Raw genomic sequence first — 19,880 nt, forward strand, 5'->3', positions numbered from 1 at the left:
TTGTTCGCCGCCCGGCTCGTACGCCGTTGGAAGGGGCCACCGATGTCCTCCCGAGAACGAGAACGCGATCACCTCACCCGCCGCGATCTCCTCCGGCTCGCCGGGGGTACCGCCGCCGCCGTGGCCGCTGCGCTCTGGCTGCCCGGCACCGCCGCCGCCGCGGGGAGCTTCAGCCCGATCCGGCCGCCCGCCACTCCGCTCGTCGTCCGCTCGCCCTACCTGTCCACCTGGCAGCCCGGCGACAACCTCGCCGGCACCTGGTCGAGCTTCTGGACCGGCCACATCACCGCGCTCTGCGGCCTGGCGCGCATCGACAGCGCCGCCTACGTCTTCGCCGGGGCGCCCGCGCTCCCGGCCGGGCCCGCCCTGACCCCGATGACGCAGGTCAGCCTGCAGGTCACCGGCACGCGCTCGAGCTACGTCCTCACCGGCGGCGGGGTGAACCTCACCGTCACCTTCTTCTCCCCGGTCGACCCGGCGAACCTGCAGCGCCAGTGCGTGCCCTTCGGGTACGTCACGATCCAGGCCGCCAGCGCCGACGGCCGGGCGCACGCCGTCGACCTGCACTTCGACACCTCGGCCGAGTGGGTGCACGGCAACACCGGCACCGCCGTCACCTGGACGCAGCAGCAAGCCGGCGGCTACACCCTGCTCAGCTGCACCCCGGCGAGCCCGGGCGTGCTGCAGGAGAACGGCGACCAGGCGAGCTGGGGCTCGCTGGTCCTGGCCGCGCCGACCAGTGGGGTCACCTGGCAGATCGGGCAGGACACCGTCGTGCGCGCCGCGTCGGCGGCCCAGGGCGGCCTGCCGAACACCAGCGACCCGGCGCAGCCGCGTGCCATCAACGACCGGTGGCCGGTCCTGGCCTTCAACAAGAACCTCGGCACCGTCCCGGCCGGTGGTTCGTCGGCCCCGTTCACGCTCTCCATCGGGCACGTCCGCACACCCGCCGTCCGCTACCTCGGCGCCGAGCTGCGGCCCTGGTGGACGCATTACTGGGGCAGCTGGCCGGACATGGCCGTGTGGTTCGGCAACGACTACGCCGCCGCGCTCTCGGCCGCCACCGCGATCGACCGGCGCCTGCACGACGACGCCGTCGCCGCGGCGGGCGGCGGTACCACCGGTGAGCACTACGCCGGGATCTGCGCGCTCGCGCTGCGGCAGGCGTTCGGCGGCACCGAGCTGGTCGACCGGGGCGGCGCGCCCTGGGCGTTCCTCAAGGAGATCTCCTCCAACGGCAACATGTCCACAGTGGACGTCACCTACCCGGCGTTCCCCGCCTACCTCTACCTTTCCCCCGCCTACCTGCGGCTGCTGCTGGAGCCGTTGCTCGACTACGCCGAGCGCGGCGGCTGGCCGATGCCGTTCGCCGAACACGACCTCGGCACCCACTACCCGGACGCGACCGGGCACAACGACGGCAACGAGGAGAGCATGCCGGTCGAGGAGTCGGCCAACATGCTGATCATGGCCGCCGCGCTGGTGCAGCGGCTCCCGTCGGCCGACGCCGTGGCCTTCGCGAGCACCCACTACCGGATCCTGCGGCAGTGGGCCGAGTACCTGGTCGCGAACACCCTCGACCCCGGCTTCCAGAACCAGACCGACGACTTCACCGGCTTCATCGCGCACAGCGCCAACCTCGCGCTGAAGGGCATCATCGGGGTCGGCGCGATGGGCGTCATCGCGACAGCCGTCGGCAACACCGCCGACGCCCAGCGGTACCGGTCGACCTCTCGCAGCTACGTCAGCCAGTGGGTGACGCTCGCCGAGGACGGCCAGCACCTGCGGCTCGCCTACGACCAGCCGGGCACCTGGAGCCTCAAGTACAACGGCTTCGCCGACCGCGTGCTCGGCCTCGACCTGGTCCCGCTCGGCGTCGCGGCGCAGGAGGCCGCCTGGTACCAGGCCCGCGCGGGCGCCCACGGCGTCCTGCTCGACCCGCGCAACAACTACACCAAGGCCGACTGGGAGCTGTGGACGGCGGCGTGGCTGACCGACCACCCGGACGTCCGCACCACCCTGGTCGAGGGGGTCTACAGCTACGCGAACACCACGCCGCAGCGGGTGCCCTTCAGCGACTGGTACGTCGTCGCCGACGCCACCCAGCGCGGCTTCCAGGCCCGTCCGGTCGCCGGCGGCTACCTGGCCCTGCTGACCGGCCCGGCCGCTTCGACGACCGGGTGGCGGCGACTCCAGAACCAGCGCTCGGGCAAGGTCCTGGCCGTCTCGGAGATGTCGCTGGCCGACACGGCCGAGGTGACGCAGTGGTCGGACAACGGCACCGCCGACCACCTCTGGGCCGTGGTGGACAACGGCGACGGCACCGTCCGGATCGTCAACCGCAACAGCGGCAAGGTCCTCGCCGTCCACGACCAGAGCCTCGACAACGGCGCCCACGTCCAGCAGTACCGCGACAACGGCACGCCCGACCACAACTGGCGGATCACCGACGCCGGCGGCGGCTGGTCGAAGCTCGTCAACGTCCGCAGCGGCAAGGTGCTGGCGGTCGACCAGCAGTCCACGGCGGACGGCGCCCAGGTGACCCAATGGGACGACAACGGGTCGCCGGACCACCTGTGGCGGTTCGTCTGACCCCCGTTTGCGACACTGGCGCCCGTGTGCGCCGACTTCACCCGGATCCGCCGGTTCCTCGACGAGCGGGACCCGCCGACGCCGTGCTTGGTCGTCGACACCGAGGTCGTCGCGGCCCGGGCGCGGGAGTTCGGTGCGGCGTTCCCCGGCGCGCTGATCCGGTACGCGGTCAAGGCCAACCCGGCCCCGCCGGTGCTCGACGCGCTGGTGGCGGCCGGGATCGGCTTCGACGTCGCCGGGCCGGCCGAGCTCGCGCTCTGCCTCGAGCGCGGCGCCGACCCGGCGGCGATCGCCTACGGCAACCCGATCAAGAAACCGCGGGACATCGCCTTCGCCCACGAGCGCGGGGTCCGGGAGTTCACTTCGGACGCCCCGGCCGACGTCGACCACCTCGGCCGGTACGCGCCGGGTTCGGCCGTGTCGATCCGCGTCGTGCTCGACGCGCCGGACTCGGCGACGCCGTTCGGCCGGAAGTTCGGCTGTGAACCGGCCGAAGCCCTGGACCTCGTGCTGCGCGCGGCCGCGCGGGGGCTGCGGCCCGGTATCGCCTTCCACGTCGGCTCGCAGCAGCCGGACCGCACCGCCTGGGAGATCGGCATCGCCACGGCGGCGAAGCTGTTCGGCGAGGCGGCGGCGCACGGCGTCAGGATGACGCGGCTGAACCTCGGTGGCGGCTTCGCGACCACCCACCGCACGGCCGTCCCGCCGTTGGCCGCGTACGCGGCGACGATCGCCGCGGCGCTCGACACGCACTTCGCCCGGGACCGGCCCGAGCTGATGCTGGAGCCGGGGCGGGTGCTCGTCGCCGACGCGGGCCTGCTGCGGACCGAGGTCGTGCTGGTCGCGCACCGGGACCAGCGGCGCTGGGTGTACCTCGACATCGGCCGCTACAACGGGCTCGCCGAGGCCGAGAACGAAGCGATCGCCTACCGGTTCGAGCCGGTGGCGGCGCACGACGGCCCGAGCGGGCCGGTGGTGCTGGCCGGGCCCACCTGCGACGGCGACGACGTGCTCTACCGGCGGACGCCGTACGAGCTGCCGCTGTCCCTGCGGACCGGCGACCGGCTCGACCTGCCGGGCACCGGTGCCTACACCGCGAGCTACGCGTCGGTCGGGTTCAACGGGATCGAGCCGCTGCGCACCCACTGCCTGGGGCGGTGGGGCGATGTCTGAGGTCGGCCGATTCACCGGCCGGCACGTGCTCGCCGAACTGCACGGCGTCGACCCGGGGCTGCTCGACGACCCCGAGCGCCTGGGGGAGCTGCTCCGGGCGGCGGTGACGGAGGCGGGTGCGACGGTCCTCGACGTCGTGGCCCAGCGGTTCGCCCCGCAGGGCGCCACGGTGATCGCCCTGCTGGCCGAATCGCACGCCTCCGTGCACACGTACCCGGAGCACGGGTCGCTCTTCGCCGACGTGTTCACCTGCGGGGAACGCGCCGATCCCGAACAAGCCGTGCGGTTGCTGGCCACGTCGCTGCACGCCGCTTCGGTCCACCTGTCGGTCCTCCACCGGGGAGAACGCTGATGCCCCTGATCCACGAACCGGTCGGCGACGGCCTCACCCGCGTCTGGGAGGTCGGTGACGTGCGGTTCCACGCGCACACGCCCTACCAGGAGGTGCTGATCGGCGAGACCGCGCAAGGGGTTTCGCTGTTCTGCGACGGCGAGCGCCAGAGCACCGAGGCGAGCCAGCTGGTCTACCACGAAGCCCTGATGGTGCCCGCGCTGCTGCTGGCCGAGCGGGTGCGGCGGGTGCTGGTCATCGGGTCGAGCGAGGGGGTCGCGAGCGAGCTGGCGGTCGACGCGGGCGCTTCGCTCGTCGACCACGTCGACATCGACGCCCAAGCCGTGCGCGCCTGCGCCGAGCACCTGCCCTACGGCTACACCCCGGCGGAGCTGGCCCGCGCCGAGCGCGGGGACGGGCCGATCCGGGTGTCCTATGAGGACGGCTGGCGGTTCCTGGCCGCGGCGGAAGACCGGGGCGAGACCTACGACGTGGTCGTGATCGACCTGCCGGACGAGAACACCGACCCGGACGCGCAGCACAACCGCTTGTACGGCACGGATTTCCTCGCCCGCTGCGCGCGCCTGCTGGCGCCCGGCGGCGTGGTGACCGGCCAGGCGGGCTGCCCGACGCTGTGGCGCAACGAGACCCTGCGTGCGTCCTGGCGGCGGTTCCGCGAGGTGTTCGGGACGGTGCTCTACTTCGGGTCCGACGAGCACGAGTGGGCTTTCCTGTCCGGCCGGGTCGACCGGGTGGCGGAGCCGGGCGCGCTGGTGGCGCGGCGGTTCGCGCAGCGGGGGAGCGCGGCGGCGACGCTGGACGCCGAAGCGCTGCTCGGCGGCTGCACGCCGCCGCATTCACTCCGCCGCGGGAGTGGTTCGGACCAGTCTTGACCTTCGATTCCCCGAAAATTGTGCCCCGGGAAACCTGAATTGGCGGGAAATGGATTTCCCGTACTCTCCCGAGTCGTGTTACTCCGTTCAGTGGCCGTCGGAAAGGTTGCGATCGCGCTACGATCCTCTCCGCGCGCGATCATCATCACCACCAGGCACCGTGGCCCATTTGGAGGAGCGTCATGCTCGGTATGTCGGTCGTAGCCGCAATGATCCTGTCCACCCTCGCCGCGCCCGTCGATTCCGCGGCGGCGTCGGCTCCGGCCGAAAAGATCACGCTCGACATCAAGACCATCAACGGCTCCGGCTGCCCGGCGGGCACGGCCACCGCGTCGGCCGACGTCGCGTCCGACAACACGTCGTTCACGGTGCACTACACGAACTTCACCGCCAAGGCCGGCAATGGCGTGTCGGCGCTCGAAGGCCGGAAGAACTGCCAGATCAACGTGCTCGTCCACGTGCCGCAGGGCTTCACCTACGCGATCGCCGCGGCGGAGTACCGCGGCTTCGCGCACATCGAAAGCGGGGCGAGCGCGCTCGAGCAGGCCAACTACTACTTCACCGGGACGGCGCCGACCGCCCGGGTGCGGCACACCTTCCCCGGTCCGTTCCACGGCGTGTGGCGGGCGACCGACACCACCGACGTGGCGGAGCTGGTGTTCGCCCCGTGCGGCGAGAGCCGAAACTTGAACATCAATGCGGAACTGCGGGCCGACGCGGGTGGCTCATCCGGTTCGAGTTACATCGAAATGGATTCCGAACACGCGAGCGTGGACACGATTTACCACTTCGCGTGGAAGACCTGCTGAATTTCGCGGCCATTGTCACGGCGCCCGCTCACCGGGACCCCAGCCGGTGAGCGGGTTTGCCGTCCGCCTCGCACGTGGGGTGACCAGCAGTACGTCTGGCCGCCGCGGCCGACGGACGCGGGCGCCGTTGTGATGGCCCGGCCACGTCCGCCGTGCGTCGGCGTCAGCTGCGGACCGGACGGCGTTCCCCCTCGGCCGAGGGCACCAAGCGGCACCGCCGCTCGAACCGCTCCATGAGGACGGTAGCGATCAGGACGGCCACTGGGGTGCTCACCGCGATCCACATACCGGAAACCTACCCAGCCGCCCGGGCTCTCAATCGCCCGCGGACAGCCGGGTGATCAGATCCAGCAGCCCGGCGCGGAACGCGTCGTCGTCGCCGAGGCCGCCGAGCAGGGCGGGTTCGGCCCGCACGGCCCGCTCGTGCACCTCCCGGCCGTCCGCGGTCAGCCGGGTCAGCTGACGACGGCCGTCGGCCGGGTCCGCGGATCGGGTGACGAACCCGGCCTTGGCCAGCCGATCGAGGGTGCGGCTCATCGTCTGGTCGGTCACCTGGCAGCGCTGGGCGAGCGTCCGCTGGGGGAGCGGTCCGTCGCGCAGGGTGTGCAGCGCGATGAGACCCGCGTGGGTGAGTCCCATGCCGTCGAGCACGGCCACCCAGCGTTGCTCCACCAGGCGCGCGGCCACGGCCAGCAGCCGGCCCGTGGGCCACGTGCTCAGGTCGGGTCCGGGGGTCGTGCTCACCGTCACTGTGCTCACCGTCACTCGGGGGTCGTCCGGGTTCGTCGTGCAGAATGTTCAGCTTGCTGAACAATTGGGCGTGTTCGCGCTCGAAAGGACCTTAGCGACCATGAACGACAACCCGCGCCGCCTCCGCTGGCTGATCCCGGCCCTCCTGGTGATCGCCTGGCTCGGGCTGGGCGGGTTCGGCGGCCCGTTCGCCGGGAAGCTCAGCGAGGTCGCGAAGAACGACAACGCCGCCTTCCTGCCGCAGTCCGCCGAAGCCACCGAGGTCTCCGACGAGCAGAAGGGGTTCAGCCCGCGCCAGGTGCTGCCCGCGACGGTCGTCGCCGAGCGCACCAGCGGCCTGACCGACGGCGACCGGCGGTTCCTCGAGGTCAAGGCGCAGGAACTGGGCAGCGTGCCCGGCGTGGCCGGCCCGCTCGGGAAGCCGCAGCCCGCCCCGCGGGACGACCAGGCCGTGCAGCTGGCGGTGCCGATCTTCGCCGACGGCAACCCCGCCGACGTCGTCGAGGAGGTCCGGGCCCGCCTCGGCGGCGCCCCCGCCGGCCTGAGCGTGCTGGTCACCGGACCGGCCGGGCAGATCGCCGACCTGGTGCAGGCGTTCGGCGGCATCGACGGCATCCTGCTGCTCGTCGCCGGCGGCGTGGTCGCGCTCATCCTGATCGCGGTCTACCGCAGCCCGGTGCTGCCGTTCCTGGTGCTGCTGTCGGCGGTGTTCGCGCTCGGGCTCGCCAGCCTCGTCGTCTACCTGCTGGCCAAGCACGACGTCCTCGCGCTCAACGGCCAGAGCCAAGGCATCCTCTCGATCCTGGTCTTCGGCGCGGCAACCGACTACGCGCTGCTGGTCGTCGCGCGGTTCCGCGAGCAGCTGCGCGACACCCCGAGCCGGTTCGACGCACTGAAACTCGCCTGGCGCGCGACGCTCGAGCCGATCGTGGCCTCGGCGGGGACCGTGGTGCTCGGCGTGCTGTGCCTGCTGTTCAGCGACCTCAACTCGAACAAGGGGCTCGGCCCGGTCGCGGCGATCGGCATCGGCGCCGCGCTGCTGGCGTCCACGACGTTCCTGCCCGCCGCGCTGGCCCTGTGCGGGCGCGGGGCGTTCTGGCCGTTCAAGCCCGCGCTGGGCTCGCCGCACCCGGAGACGGCCGGGAGCTGGGGCCGGATCGCGCGCCTGGTCGGCCGCCGCCCCCGCACGGTCTGGGTGGTCACGGCGCTGGTGCTCGGCATCGGCGTCGCGTTCCTGCCGCAGCTCAAGGCGTCCGGCACCGCGCAGTCCGACGTCTTCCTCACCGAGGTCGAGTCCGGGACGGGGCAGGAGATCCTCGGCCGGCACTTCCCGGGCGGCCTCGGCGCACCCGCGATCACGATCGCCGACGCCGGCGCGCTGCCCGCGGTCCTGGCGGCGTCCACAGTGGACGGAGTGGCGCAGTCCGTCCCGCTGCCGGGCCCCGACGGCCGCCCCAAGGTGGTCGGCGGCCGCGTGCAGATCCTGTCGGTGCTGACCGACCCGGCGGACTCGGAGGCGGCGATCGCGACGGTCGGCAGGCTGCGCGACGCGGTGCACGCGGTGCCCGGCGCGAACGCGAAGGTGGGCGGCCCGACGGCGATCCAGCTGGACACGCAGCAGACGTCGAAGCACGACCGCGCGCTCATCATCCCGATCGTGCTGCTGGTGATCTTCCTGGTGCTGGCCCTGCTGCTGCGGTCGCTGCTGGCCCCGTTGCTGCTGATCGCCACGGTGGTCCTTTCGTTCGCGGCGACGATGGGCGTGTCGGCGCTGGTGTTCAACCACGTCCTGGACTTCCCGGGCGCGGACCCGGTCGTGCCGCTGTTCGGGTTCGTCTTCCTGGTGGCGTTGGGCATCGACTACAACATCTTCCTGATGACCCGGGTGCGCGAGGAGGCACTGACGCGGGGCACGCGCGAGGGCACCTTGCGGGGGCTGTCGCTGACCGGCGGCGTCATCACCTCGGCCGGGGTGGTGCTGGCGGCGACGTTCTCGGCGCTCGCGGTGATCCCGATCCTGTTCCTGGCGCAGATCGCGTTCATCGTCGCCTTCGGGGTCCTGCTGGACACGCTGCTGGTCCGGTCGCTACTGGTCCCGGCGCTGACCGTCGACGTCGGGCGCCGGATCTGGTGGCCCTCGAAGCTGGCGCGCCGGGACGTCTGAGCGGCCCCGTCCGTCCTCCGGTGATGAGTTCTCGCGCCTCCGCCCGTCATACCTGCGACGGACACAACGAGGCGTAAGGATGAACGTGATGAGTGTGGACACGGGGCTGGAGGAGCCGGGCGTGCAGGATCTGGTCGACATCGGCGAGCCGGCGTTCTCGGGGCTGGCGCAGCGGCACCGGCGGGAGCTGCACGTGCACTGCTACCGGATGCTCGGGTCGTTCGAGGACGCCGAGGACACCGTGCAGGAGACGTTCCTGCGGGCCTGGCGGCGGCGGGAAACCTTCGAGGGGCGCTCGACGTTCCGGGCCTGGCTGTACCGGATCGCCACCAACGCCTGCCTGGACCTGCTCGCCAAGTGCCGCCCGGAGCCGGCGGCCGGGGGTGAGGTGCCGTGGCTGCAGCCCTACCCGGACCGGCTGCTCGACGAGCTGCCCGCGGGCGGTGCCGACGAGCCGGAGACCGTCGCCGTCGCGCGGGAGACGATCGAGCTGGCCTACCTGGTCGCCGTGCAGCACCTCGCGCCGCGGCCGCGGGCCGTGCTGATCCTGCGGGATGTGCTCGGCTGGCCGGCCAAGGACGTCGCGGAGCTGCTCGGGGACTCCGTCAACTCCGTGAACAGCGCCCTGCAGCGGGCGCGGGCCGGCATGCGGGAGCACCTGCCCGCCGAGCGGCAGGACTGGACCGGCGGCGAGGAGGACGCCGGGACGCGCGAGCTGGTGCGCCGCTACACCGACGCCAGCGTGGCCCCCGACGTCGGGCGGATCGCCGCCCTGCTGCGGGACGACGTGCGCTGCTCGATGCCGCCCACGCCGGGCCTGCACGTCGGCCGGGACGTGGTGGTGAACGACTGGGTCGAGAGCGGGTTCGAGAGCATGTCGCACCTGCGTGCCGTCGGCACGTCCGTGAACCGGCAGCCCGCCGTCGCCTTCTACCTCTGGCGGGAGCAGGAGGGCGCGTACCTGCCGCTGGCGATCGACGTCCTGCGCATCACCGGCGGCGCGATCGCCGAGATCATTTCGTTCCACGAGGACCGCTTCCCGCGGCTCGGGCTGCCGGCGCGCCTGCCGTCGGACGGCACGGAATAGCCCGGAGGAACGTCGTGACCAGCACGAACGAAACCGCGGTCCGCGCACGCCCGTTCCGCGGGCTCGCCGGCACCGGCCTCGTGGCCACCCTCGCGGCGATGGCGGCCACCACCCTCGCCGCTGCGGTGGCCCGGGCCGCCGGCGTCGGCTTCGAAATCCCCGACGGCGGCGAGACGATTCCCTTGCCCGGGTTCGCCGTGGTGACCGGCTTCTGCTCGGCCGTGGGCGTCGTCATCGCACTGGCGCTCCTGCGCTGGAGCGCCCGCCCCGCCCGGCGATTCGTGGGGACGGCGGTGCCGCTGGCCGCGATCTCGCTGGTCCCGCCCTTCCTCGCCGGGGCGGCCACCGGCACCGCTGCCGCGCTGGCCGGGCTGCACCTCGTCGCGGCGGCGGTGGTGATCCCGACCCTGGCACGGAGCCTGGGCGCCCGCAGCCACACGATCGTCGCCTCGCGGTGACAAGTCTTCGGCTCGCCCGGCCGGGCGAGCCGAAGGCCTGGGGGTTGCGCCGGGCCCGGGAGGCCGTCGCTTCACCGGTGAGGTGGTCGCCCGTGCCCGTGCGCGCGGGCAGCCGGTCGAGCGCCGGAGGGCCGGTTGTCCAGGTGCACCCGCGTCGGCGCCGACGCGGCCTTTGACCAGCTCGGAGAGGTGGGCGCGCTCGCCGGGGACGACGTCGGCCGAGCCGCGGTCGTGGGCTGAGGTCGGCGCCGCGAGGCCGGAGCCGGCGGCGGGGAACAGCAGGCGGGCGGCCTCGTTGAGCGCCCGTGCGGTCGATGACGACAGCTGCGGCCTCAGCCCCGGGTGCCGTCGATCGGGACGGCAGGCGCGGTGGGCGCCGGATCAGCCGCAGGCGCTCGCCGGATCCGGGTCCGTGACCAGTTCCGCCCACAGGGTCTTGCCGCTGGGCCGGCGCAGCTGGCCCCAGGCGGCGGCACAGCGTTCCACCAGCAGGAGCCCGCGGCCGCCGTGGTCGGACGGCGCCCGGCGGCGGGCGGGCTCGCCCCCGCTGTCGTCGACCTCGATCCGCAGCTTGGTCCCGCCGGGCAGCAGCCGGACGTGGTAGGGCGCGCGGCCGTGGCGCAGCGCGTTCGACGTCAGCTCGTCCACCACCATGACCGCCGTGCCGACGACGTTCGCCGGGAAGCCGCGCAGGACCGTCCGGACCCAGTGGCGGACCCGCGCCAGTTCGGAGAGTTCCGGGGAGATGCCGAGCTCGTGCCGGACAAATCGGAATTTCATGTCCGCCTCCTTCGCCGTGCCGGCCCCCTCGGGGAGGCCTTCCCCTTCTTCATGCCCGGAACCGGGCCCGTCGACACGGGTACCGGCGGGCGTCATGCGAAATTCCAGGAAACTTCGACCGTTCCGCGAGCGGGGGGCACGGGCCTGACGCTCTCGTGCGACCAGCCGGCACCGCAGAACCGCTGCCGGGGCCGCGCTGCGTCGGTGGTCATCAAAAGCTCCAGAGTGGGGATCCGGGACACGGGCTGGCGGCTCAACCCGTTCCGTACGCAATCTACCAGCGCTGCCGGCCCCGGGCAGCGTGGTGTCCCGTCACCGTCCTTTGAGGACTTCCTCCGGCCGGGCGGGCGCCGGCGCGGGTTCCTCGGCGGCCGGGGGCACCACGGCGACGTTGACAGTGCGGGTCAGCCGCTCGTAGGGCGCCCGGTGCTCGTTGTCGAGCAGCACCGCCAGCGGCGTCCAGACGCCCACGACGAACACCGACGCGGCCAGCGCGACCGGCAGGAGGAGCTGCTCGGGGTGGTTGCCCGGGTCCCAGCGGTCCAGGCCCAGCAGCAGCCACGCCAGCCACAGCGGCGAGAGCAGGACGCCGTTGCGGACCAGCAGGGCGATCGGCCCGGCGCGGCGGCGGCCGCGGCGCACCACGCGCAGCAGCATCGCCCGCTTGCCGGGCGTCGACCCGGTGACGGCGGGCAGCACCACGAACCAGACGAGGGCGAGGATGACGACCGGCGTGTCGCGGTGGCGCAGGTCCTCGCCGAACAGCGTCAGCAGGCCGAAGAGGAACCCGAGCAGGGCGGCGAACCCGAGCAGGTCCGTGGCCAGCGCGAACAGCCGCCGGGTGAAGGTGACCTTGGCGGCGTAGCGGCGCCGGTCGTGCTCCGGTTCCGGCGACGGGAGCAGCCGGCCGAGCGGACCGGCCAGCAGCCAGCCCGCGACGACGCCGGCGGTGTTGAGCAGCAGGTCGTCGACGCTGAAGAGCCGGTACGGGCACGGGTAGACGAACCACAGGCCGGTCAGCTGCGTCAGTTCGAAGAACAGCGACACGCCGAAGCCGATCAAGGCCGCGGGCACCAGCCGAATCCGCTGGGCGTACCGGGCGTAGAAGCCGAGCGGGGCCAGCATCACCACATTCAGCGCCGTGGTCCAGACCGCCGGGTTGTGCAGCAGCGCACCGGGGCTCCAATGGCCGCGGGCCCGCTGGGAAACCACCTCGACGAAGTAGAACGGCCGCAGCTGCGGGGAACTGGCGTAGGTGTGACCCGTGCAGTAGCCCGGGTCGGCGGGCAGCGGCAGGACCGTCTGCATCGCGATCGCCAGCAGGTAGAACAGGAACGCGTAGAAGACGAACGTCGTCCACCCGCCGGCGCGGCCGCGGCGGCGGTAGCTGACGAAGGCGGCCGGCAGCATCACGGCCAGCGCGACGAGCGGGAACAGGAGGAGGGCAGTCCGGACGGGGACGAGGTAGGTGGCAACCACGGAGCCGGTGGTACCCAGCCACGGGCGAGGCGAAGCGTGGTTCCCCCCAACGGGTCCCGGACCCGATCCACCCGCCCTCCCAGACCCCGCCGCCCACCCGGCAGGAGGCGTCACTTTCCCTACGAAAGTGACGCGCCAGCCGGGCCGAGGCGCCACTTTCCTTACGAAAGTGACGCGCCAGCCCGGCCGAGGCGCCACTTTCCCTACGAAAGTGACGCCTCCCGGGCGTATAACGATCTATACCGCAGCCGGTTTCGGCGGGCTGGTTGCGTGCCGGGACGGGCTCACTGCGGGGGCGGCTCCTGCTGGCCGCCGCCCTGCTTGTGCAGGTAGTCCTTCACCTTGTCCGAGCCCTGGTCGATCTTGTCGGCGTGGTCGCCGAAGCGCTGCTTGGCGGCGTCGGCGGCCTTGTCGACGCCTTGCTCGGCCTGGTCGGGGTGCTTGCCGAGCGCTTCCTTCGCCTTGTCGAACAGATTCATCGCTGGCCTCCGCTGTCGAATCCGAGCTTCCGATGCCCCGAGGAGAACACCGGTGGCGCGAGCCCGCAACGCTTCGTCCCCTGTCCCGGGGAATCCGGGTGTTTCTGCGGGTGAAAGGCGGTCCGCGGGGGTTTGGCGCGAGCCGGTGCGGGTACCGCGGTTCCTTTGGCGTGCGCGTCCGGTCGGTACGGGCATGAGCACTTTCCCGAAGAGAAACGCCGGCCTCGACGCTCGAAGAGCACCCCGGACGACCCTGTCCCTGACCGAAGCCGCCCGCGAGGTCCTCGACGGCCCGCACACCGCCGTCCTGGCCACCTCCAACGCCGACGGACGGCCGCAGTCGTCGGTGATCTTCGTCGAGCGCGACGGCGACACCGTCGTGTTCAGCACCGTCGAGGGCAGGCTCAAGACCCGCAACATGCGGCGCGACCCGCGCGTCAGCCTGCTGGTGGTGGGCCACCCCGGCCGGTACGTCGAGATCCGGGGGAGCGTCGAAATCACCGCGGACCCGGAAAAGGTGCTGCTGCACAAAATGTACGCGCGGTACATGGGCGGGGCGACGCCGCCGCCGGAACCGGACGCCGAGCGGCTGATCGTCCGGATCGTCCCGGAAAAGGAGTACCTCTGGCCGCCCTCGGCGTGAGGGCCACGGCGGGACGTGAACCGCGCGCCGCCGTGGCCCGTATATCCGGTGACGACCGCCGCCCCGCCGCACGGGCCGGCGGTCACCACCGTGCACCACGACGTGAGGCCTGCCATGGTTGGAAACACCGGTCTGCCGCTGGTGCGGCGCGTCCGCCGCCGCACCCCCGTGCCGGGGGCGGCCCTGCCCGACTTCGGGCTGCCGCGGCCGGGCCTGCGGCGGCACGTCGTCGCAAGCCGGGTCCTCACCGCGCTGGCCGCGCTGCTCGTGCTGTTCGGGCTCCTCGCCCCGGACGACCTCAGCTCGCTCTCCGTCGGCGCGCTCGCGCGGGTGCCGGTGGAGGGGCTCGTCGCCGCCGCGGTCCTGCTGGTCCTGCCGCCGCGGGCGCGCCGCGCCGCCGCCGTGGCCGTCGGGCTGGGCCTCGGGCTGCTGACCCTGCTGAAGGTGCTCGACACCGGGTTCTACGCGACCCTCGAGAAGCCGTTCGACCCGATCTACGACTGGAGCTTCTTCCACGCCGGGGTCGAGTTCCTCGCCGGGCAGATCGGGAACGCGGCCACCATCGCCGCGCTCGCCGGCGCCGGGGTGCTCGCGATCGCCGTCGTCGTGCTCATGGTCCTCGCGATGCTGCGGCTGAGCCGCGTCGCGGCCGGACGGCGGACCGGGGCGACCCGGGTCGTGGCCGTGCTCTCGGTGGTCTGGATCGTCTGCTCGGTGTTCGGCGTGGAAATCGCGCCGGGGCAGCCGGTCGCCGCGCAGAGCGCCGCCGCACTGGCCTACGGCGACCTGCGTCAGGTGGGCGCCGACCTGCGCGACCAGCGGCCGTTCGGCGAGGTGGCCGCCGAGGACGCGTTCCGGGCCACTCCGGGTGCGCAGCTGCTGAACGGGCTGCGCGGCAAGAACGTCGTGCTCACCTTCGTGGAGAGCTACGGCCGGGTCGCGCTCGACGACCCGGCCTTCGGGCCGAAGATCGGGGCGACCCTCGACGCGGGCACCGCCGAGCTGCGGGCGGCGGGCATCGGCGCGAAGAGCGCGTTCCTGTCGTCCTCGACGTTCGGCGGCGGCAGCTGGCTGGCGCACTCGACCGTGCAGTCGGGGATGTGGATCGACAACCAGCAGCGGTACAACGACCTGCTGGCCAGTGACCGGCTGACGCTCGGCGGGGCGTTCCAGCGGGCGGGCTGGCGGACGGTCTGGGACGTGCCCGCGCACACCAAGGACTGGCCGGAAGGGCAGAAGTTCTACCACCCGGACGCCTACTACGACGCCCGCTCCATCGGCTACCACGGGCCGGGGTTCGCCTACGCCACCATGCCCGACCAGTTCTCGCTGTCGATGCTGCAGCGCACCGAGCTCGCGAAGGCGGGCAAGCAGCCGGTGATGGCCGAGGTCGACCTGGTGTCCAGCCACGCGCCGTGGTCGCCGCGGCCCTGGCTGGTCGACTGGAACCAGGTCGGCGACGGCTCGGTCTTCGCACCGCAGCCCGCGGCGGGCGAGGCGCCGGAATCGGTCTGGAAGGACCCGGCGAAGATCCGCGACGCCTACCGCGACGCGACCGACTACTCCCTGAAGACGGTGATCTCGTTCGTCCGGCACTACGGGGGCGACGACCTCGTGCTGGTGTTCCTCGGCGACCACCAGCCGCCGGTGGTGACCCCGCAGGGCGCGGTCCACGACGTGCCGATCACCATCGTGGCCAAGGACCCCGGGGTCCTCGACCGGATCGCCGGCTGGGGCTGGCAGGACGGCCTCCACCCGGGCGCACAGGCGCCGGTCTGGAAGATGGACTCCTTCCGCGACCGCTTCCTCACCGCCTTCGCCCGCTGACCGTCCTCTTCGGACACCGACGCCGCGGGCCCGGTTCGGCGGTCGCCGGGCAAGGCGCCGTTCGCGAGCGCGGTGCTGCCGGCCGGTGATGTACCGGCGCGGAGGGACTGCCGGGCACGTCCGGTGCCCGGCAGACTCCCGTTCGGGCCGCCGCCCGCGGCGCCGTGCTCTACTTGGTTCAGACCTTTTTGCAAAGCCGCGAAGAAGGGGTGGCGGCACGGCGCGGGCGAGGCCGGTGGCCGGTCCGCGCCTCGGTCGTGCGCGCGAAAAAGTGTGTCATCCCAACATTTTGCGCTCGAAACTCCATAGTAGACAGACGGGAATTCCGGACAGAAGACCGGACAAATCTGGACCCGGCGCCGCCCCCGCCGCACACTCGGCGGACGGTGTGTTTCTTTCCCCCGGCCTTGGAGGAGTTCCCATGCGTCGAAGAATCGCCCTGGCCCTCGGCGGTGTCGCCGTCCTCACCGCGTCACTGGCCTCCGCTACCCTCACCCCCGCCGCCGCCCAGGCGTCGCCCGGGCTGATCGCCGCCATGCAGCGGGATCTCGGGCTGACCGCCGCCCAGGCGTCCACCCGGCTCACCCAGGAGATGTCCGCCGCCCGGGTGCTGCCCGCCGCCCAGCGGGCCGCCGGCGCCGCGTTCGGCGGCGCGTGGTTCGACCCGGCACTGGGCAAGCTCGTCGTCGGCGTGACCGACCCCGCCGCGGCCGTCGCCGTCCGGCAGGCCGGCGCCGAACCCACCGCCGCCCGGACCAGCGCGGCGAAGCTCGACGCCGCGAAGGCCGCGATCGACGCCTCGGCCAAGGCGGATCCGGCCCCCGCCGCCGTCAGCGGCTGGCGCGTCGACCCGCGGGCCGGCAGCGTCGTGGTCACCGTGCGCCCGGGCGCCCGCGGGCCTGAGGTCGACGCCTTCCTGGCGCGGGCGGCGAAGGCCGGCCCGGTCACGGTGGCGACCGCGCCGGCCGCCGAGCCCTTCTCGGCGGGCACCGTCGGCGGCGACCCGTACTACATCAACGGCAACACCCGCTGCTCGATCGGCTTCTCCGTGCAGGGCGGGTTCGTCAGCGCCGGGCACTGCGGCGGCACGGGCAGCTCGGTCGTCGGCTGGGACGGCTCGTGGATGGGCACCTTCGCCGGATCTTCCTTCCCGGGCAACGACTACTCCTTCATCCGCATCGGCGGTGGCTGGTGGACCGCGCCGGTCGTGCTCGGCTGGGGCACGGTCAGCGACGCGCTCGTCCGCGGGTCGTGGGTCGCGCCGGTCGGCACGTCGGTGTGCCGTTCGGGCTCGACCACGCACTGGCACTGCGGCACGGTGCTGGGCCAGAACGAGACGGTCAACTACGCCCAGGGCGCGGTCTACCAGATGACCCGCACCAACGTCTGCGCCGAGCCCGGCGACTCCGGTGGCTCGTTCATCACCGGTGACCAGGCCCAGGGTGTCACCTCCGGCGGCTGGGGCAACTGCGGCTCCGGCGGGGAGACGTGGTTCCAGCCGGTGAACGAGATCCTGCAGACCTACGGTCTGTCCCTCGTCACGGCGTAGGGGGATCCCGCCGGCGGCGGCCGATGAATCCGGCGGCCGCCGCCGGTAGGTACCGGTGCGGCCGCGCCACCGGGGCGCGGCGCGAAGTCACCGGGAGCGGTCATGAGCGTGGTCGTCGTCGAGTTCACCACCCTGGACGGCGTCGTGGAGGACCCGGACGGCTCCGGCGGCACGGCCACCGGCGGCTGGGCGTTCCGGCACGGCCCGGAGGCGGTGGCCGGGGACAAGTTCCGGCTCGGCGCCCTGCTCGACACCGGGGTCCTGCTGCTCGGCCGGACCACGTGGGAGCTGTTCGCGAAGCTCTGGCCCGGCCGGTCGGGCGAGTTCCCCGACCGGCTCAACGCCGCCGCCAAGCTGGTCGCCACGCGGACCCGCCACGACGTGTCCGCGTGGCAGAACTCGGTCCTGCTGCAGGGAGATCTCGTCGAGGCCGTCGAGCGCGAGGAACGGGACGTCGTCGTCATCGGTTCGATCGGCATCGCGCAGGAGCTCGCCCGCCGCGAATTGGTCGACGAGTACCGCCTGCTCGTGTTCCCCAGCGTGGTGGGCGCGGGCCGGCGGCTCTTCGACGGCGCGGCCGCCGACTTCCGGCTCGTGTCGAGCAGCCGGGCCGGGGCCGCGGTGCTGAGCACCTACCGGACGCGCTAGGTCCGCAGGAGGCTCCCGAGCCACCCGCCGAGGACCTGCTGGACCTCGGCCCGGGTCCGGGCCGGGTCGTCGGCGGCGGCGATCATCCGCGCCGCTTCCATCACCGCGCTGAGCACCAGCTGGGCCAGGGCGCGGACGGGCATTTCGACGATCAGCCCGTCCGCACTGGCCTGCTCCAGCACGGCGACGATCAGGCCGAGCCCGTACTCCGCCTCGATCTCGCGCCAGACGTCCCAGCCGAGCACCGCGGGCGCGTCGGTGAGCGAAATGCGGCGGACCTCCTCGCGCAGGCAGGCGTCGAGGAAGACGCCGAGGCCCTGCAGCATGCCGGAAAGCGGGTCCGCGCCGGCGGCGAACGCGGCGCCGACCTCTTCGGTCAGTTCGCGTTCCAGCTCTTCGACGACGGCGCGGAACAACCCCTGCTTGTCGGCGTAGTGGTGGTACAGCGCGCCTCGGGTGACTCCGGCGGCGCGGGTGATTTCGTCGGCCGGCACGGCTTGGTAGCCGCGGGCGGCGAACAGCTCCCGCGCGGCGGTGACCAGTGCGGCCTTCGTGCCGGCGGAACGGTCCTGCTGGGTACGTCGCACCCGCCTAATCTGCCACGGCGCCCGCGAACCCGACGACGTGGCGGGCCAGCACCGCGGGCTGGTCCTCGGGGACGAAGGTGTAGGAGTCCGGCACCTCCACGAGTTTCGCGTGCGGCAGCAGGGCGGCGAGCCGGTGGGCCAGCCGGATCGGGAACAGCCGGTCCTCCGGCGCCCACGCGAGCAGGACCGGCCGGTCGAACGTGCGCAGGGCCTCGGCGGCGGCCAGCGTGTGCCGCGGGTGCACCTCCCGCAGGAGCTTGCGCAGGTCCCGGCGGACCCCGGCCGACCGGCGCAGCGGCGCGAGGTAGGCCTGCGCGACGGCGTCCGGCAGCGGCCGCTTGACCACCCAGCCGAAGAGGATGGGCAGCGGGTACAGCGCGCGGATGCGCAGCAGCTGCCCGAGCACCGCCATCGCCCCGGGGATCCGGGCCAGCGGCGGCAGCGCCTTGAAGATCGGCGGGAAGAAGTACTCGAAGCAGTCGGACGGGGTGAGCACGACCCGCCCGACCCGCTCCGGACGGCGGCTGAGCAGGATCTGCGTCAGCGCGCCGCCGGTGTCGTTCGCGACGAGCGTGACGTCGCGCAGGTCCAGCGCATCGAGGAAGTCCGCGATGACGTCGGCGTTGCCCGTGGGGGAGAGGTCGGCGTCCGCGCGCATCGGGAGGTCGTGCGAGCCGAGTGGCAGGTCCGGGGCCAGGCACCGGAACCCGGCCGCGGCGACGTCGGGGACGACCTTGCGCCACAGCTGCGCGTTCGTCAGCACCCCGTGCACGAACACCACCGGGGCCCCGGTGCCCCGCTCGTGGTACCGCACTTCGCCGGCGGGCAGCCGGACGCGGTGCTCCTGACCCAGTGCTTCGCTGCGTTCCGTCATGCGGCCAGGTTACATACATGGTGTATGTATGTAAATGCTCAGTAGGCGACGGTGAAGCGGGTCCGGTGGTGGCGCGGCCGTTCGGCTTCGTCCAGCAGGGCGATCGCGAAGTCCTCCATCGAGATCGCCGAGCGGCCGTCGGCGTCGGCGAGCAGGTCGTCGCCGCCGAGGCGGTAGCGGCCGGTCCGCTCGCCGGGTTCCAGGAGCAGGGGCGGGCTGGCGTAGGTCCAGCCGACGCCGGTGTCGGCGCGGTACACCTCGTGCTGGTCCCGGCAGGCCGCGGCGATCGGCCGCAATTCGGTGGGGAAGGCCGGGTCGTCGAGCACCGTCGTCCCGCCCGGGGTGCGCAGGGTGGCCGCGCCGCCGACGGCCACGAGCCGCACGCCGGTTCCGGCCAGGCCTTCGAGCAGGCCCCGGGTGGCCTCGGCGAGTTCGGGCTCGCGGCCCGGCGCCGGTCGGGTCGCGGTGATCACGAGGTCTTGGCCGCGGGCGAGCGAGGTGACGTCGCCGGGCTTCGCGGCGTCGCCGGTGCGCACGGTGGCCGCCGGCGGCAGGTCCGCGGCGCGGCGCGGGTCGCGCACGACGGCGGTGACCTCGTGACCGCGGGTGAGGGCTTCGGCGACGACCCGGCGGCCGACGGCGCCGGCGGCGCCGAACACGGTGATGCGCATGGGGCTCCTTGACTCGGTTGCTTAGCGCTAAGAATTGTACCTTAGAGCTAAGGTAATCGAGCCGAAGGGCGGCGTCGACGAGGAAG

General features: G+C 73.0%; 19 protein-coding genes. 12 read left to right on the plus strand and 7 right to left on the minus strand.

Translation table 11 applies throughout. From position 1 onward, the window contains the following. Positions 1-42 precede the first annotated feature (42 nt). The 5 genes from Q5425_RS04145 (at position 43) to Q5425_RS04165 (ending at position 5,798) form a co-directional block, all read left to right on the plus strand. Positions 43-2,592: a glutaminase domain-containing protein gene (locus tag Q5425_RS04145; RefSeq protein ID WP_308670726.1), complete on the plus strand. Its 2,550-nt coding sequence runs from the start codon at positions 43-45 to the stop codon at positions 2,590-2,592. A 24-nt stretch (positions 2,593-2,616) separates the two neighbouring features. After that, complete coding sequence (locus Q5425_RS04150) at positions 2,617-3,765, plus strand: type III PLP-dependent enzyme (RefSeq protein WP_308670727.1); 1,149 nt, start codon at positions 2,617-2,619, stop codon at positions 3,763-3,765. Further along, a complete protein-coding gene (speD, locus tag Q5425_RS04155) occupies positions 3,758-4,117 on the plus strand; it encodes an adenosylmethionine decarboxylase (RefSeq protein ID WP_308670728.1) in 360 nt (119 codons plus the stop codon). The genes Q5425_RS04150 and speD overlap by 8 nt, the downstream gene beginning before the upstream one ends. Continuing rightward, positions 4,117-4,989, plus strand: a complete 873-nt coding sequence (locus Q5425_RS04160) for a spermidine synthase (protein ID WP_308670729.1) — start codon at positions 4,117-4,119, stop codon at positions 4,987-4,989. The genes speD and Q5425_RS04160 overlap by 1 nt, the downstream gene beginning before the upstream one ends. Before the next feature lie 182 nt (positions 4,990-5,171). Further along, a complete protein-coding gene (locus Q5425_RS04165) occupies positions 5,172-5,798 on the plus strand; it encodes a DUF4360 domain-containing protein (protein ID WP_308670730.1) in 627 nt (208 codons plus the stop codon). 315 nt (positions 5,799-6,113) lie between these two features. Here Q5425_RS04165 and Q5425_RS04170 read toward each other — a convergent pair whose 3' ends face one another. Next, complete coding sequence (locus Q5425_RS04170) at positions 6,114-6,548, minus strand: MarR family transcriptional regulator (protein WP_308670731.1); 435 nt, start codon at positions 6,546-6,548, stop codon at positions 6,114-6,116. A 100-nt stretch (positions 6,549-6,648) separates the two neighbouring features. On the opposite strand from Q5425_RS04170, the gene Q5425_RS04175 reads away from it, so the two are divergent. The 3 genes from Q5425_RS04175 (at position 6,649) to Q5425_RS04185 (ending at position 10,257) form a co-directional block, all read left to right on the plus strand. Further along, positions 6,649-8,712, plus strand: a complete 2,064-nt coding sequence (locus Q5425_RS04175) for an MMPL family transporter (RefSeq protein WP_308670732.1) — start codon at positions 6,649-6,651, stop codon at positions 8,710-8,712. Between the two features lie 88 nt (positions 8,713-8,800). Then, complete coding sequence (locus Q5425_RS04180; RefSeq protein ID WP_308670733.1) at positions 8,801-9,799, plus strand: RNA polymerase subunit sigma-70; 999 nt, start codon at positions 8,801-8,803, stop codon at positions 9,797-9,799. A gap of 14 nt (positions 9,800-9,813) precedes the next feature. Beyond that, positions 9,814-10,257, plus strand: coding sequence for a DUF6069 family protein (locus Q5425_RS04185; RefSeq protein ID WP_308670734.1), 444 nt, complete (start codon positions 9,814-9,816; stop codon positions 10,255-10,257). A gap of 381 nt (positions 10,258-10,638) precedes the next feature. Here the strand turns inward: Q5425_RS04185 and Q5425_RS04190 are convergent, their stop codons facing one another. The 3 genes from Q5425_RS04190 to Q5425_RS04200 form a co-directional block, all read right to left on the minus strand. After that, positions 10,639-11,037, minus strand: coding sequence for an ATP-binding protein (locus Q5425_RS04190; RefSeq protein WP_308670735.1), 399 nt, complete (start codon positions 11,035-11,037; stop codon positions 10,639-10,641). Between the two features lie 312 nt (positions 11,038-11,349). Then, positions 11,350-12,516, minus strand: a complete 1,167-nt coding sequence (locus Q5425_RS04195) for a VanZ family protein (RefSeq protein WP_308670736.1) — start codon at positions 12,514-12,516, stop codon at positions 11,350-11,352. A 284-nt stretch (positions 12,517-12,800) separates the two neighbouring features. Continuing rightward, on the minus strand, positions 12,801-12,995 hold the full coding sequence (locus tag Q5425_RS04200; RefSeq protein ID WP_308670737.1) for an antitoxin: 195 nt from the start codon (positions 12,993-12,995) through the stop codon (positions 12,801-12,803). A gap of 193 nt (positions 12,996-13,188) precedes the next feature. On the opposite strand from Q5425_RS04200, the gene Q5425_RS04205 reads away from it, so the two are divergent. The 4 genes from Q5425_RS04205 (at position 13,189) to Q5425_RS04220 (ending at position 17,662) form a co-directional block, all read left to right on the plus strand. Beyond that, entirely contained in the window at positions 13,189-13,638 is a 450-nt protein-coding gene (locus Q5425_RS04205) for a PPOX class F420-dependent oxidoreductase (RefSeq protein WP_308670738.1), read from the plus strand. Between the two features lie 114 nt (positions 13,639-13,752). Then, on the plus strand, positions 13,753-15,465 hold the full coding sequence (locus Q5425_RS04210) for a sulfatase (RefSeq protein ID WP_308670739.1): 1,713 nt from the start codon (positions 13,753-13,755) through the stop codon (positions 15,463-15,465). Positions 15,466-15,886: 421 nt separating this feature from the next. Further along, positions 15,887-17,014, plus strand: coding sequence for a S1 family peptidase (locus Q5425_RS04215; protein ID WP_308670740.1), 1,128 nt, complete (start codon positions 15,887-15,889; stop codon positions 17,012-17,014). A 102-nt stretch (positions 17,015-17,116) separates the two neighbouring features. Then, positions 17,117-17,662, plus strand: a complete 546-nt coding sequence (locus Q5425_RS04220; protein WP_308670741.1) for a dihydrofolate reductase family protein — start codon at positions 17,117-17,119, stop codon at positions 17,660-17,662. On the opposite strand, the gene Q5425_RS04225 is transcribed toward Q5425_RS04220, so the two are convergent. From Q5425_RS04225 to Q5425_RS04235, 3 genes are read right to left on the minus strand one after another with little or no spacing between them, the layout of a single operon-like run. Continuing rightward, positions 17,659-18,249 (minus strand): TetR/AcrR family transcriptional regulator, encoded by a 591-nt coding sequence (locus Q5425_RS04225; protein WP_308670742.1) that lies wholly within the window; start codon positions 18,247-18,249, stop codon positions 17,659-17,661. The two genes, Q5425_RS04220 and Q5425_RS04225, sit on opposite strands and share 4 nt — an antisense overlap. A gap of 4 nt (positions 18,250-18,253) precedes the next feature. Continuing rightward, positions 18,254-19,123 carry an alpha/beta fold hydrolase gene (locus Q5425_RS04230; protein ID WP_308670743.1) on the minus strand — a complete coding sequence of 290 codons (870 nt, stop codon included), beginning with the start codon at positions 19,121-19,123 and terminating at the stop codon, positions 18,254-18,256. A 38-nt stretch (positions 19,124-19,161) separates the two neighbouring features. Further along, entirely contained in the window at positions 19,162-19,794 is a 633-nt protein-coding gene (locus tag Q5425_RS04235) for an NAD(P)H-binding protein (protein ID WP_308670744.1), read from the minus strand. Positions 19,795-19,880 lie beyond the last annotated feature (86 nt).

It is taken from the genome of Amycolatopsis sp. A133, assembly GCF_031082405.1.
Classification (GTDB): domain Bacteria; phylum Actinomycetota; class Actinomycetes; order Mycobacteriales; family Pseudonocardiaceae; genus Amycolatopsis.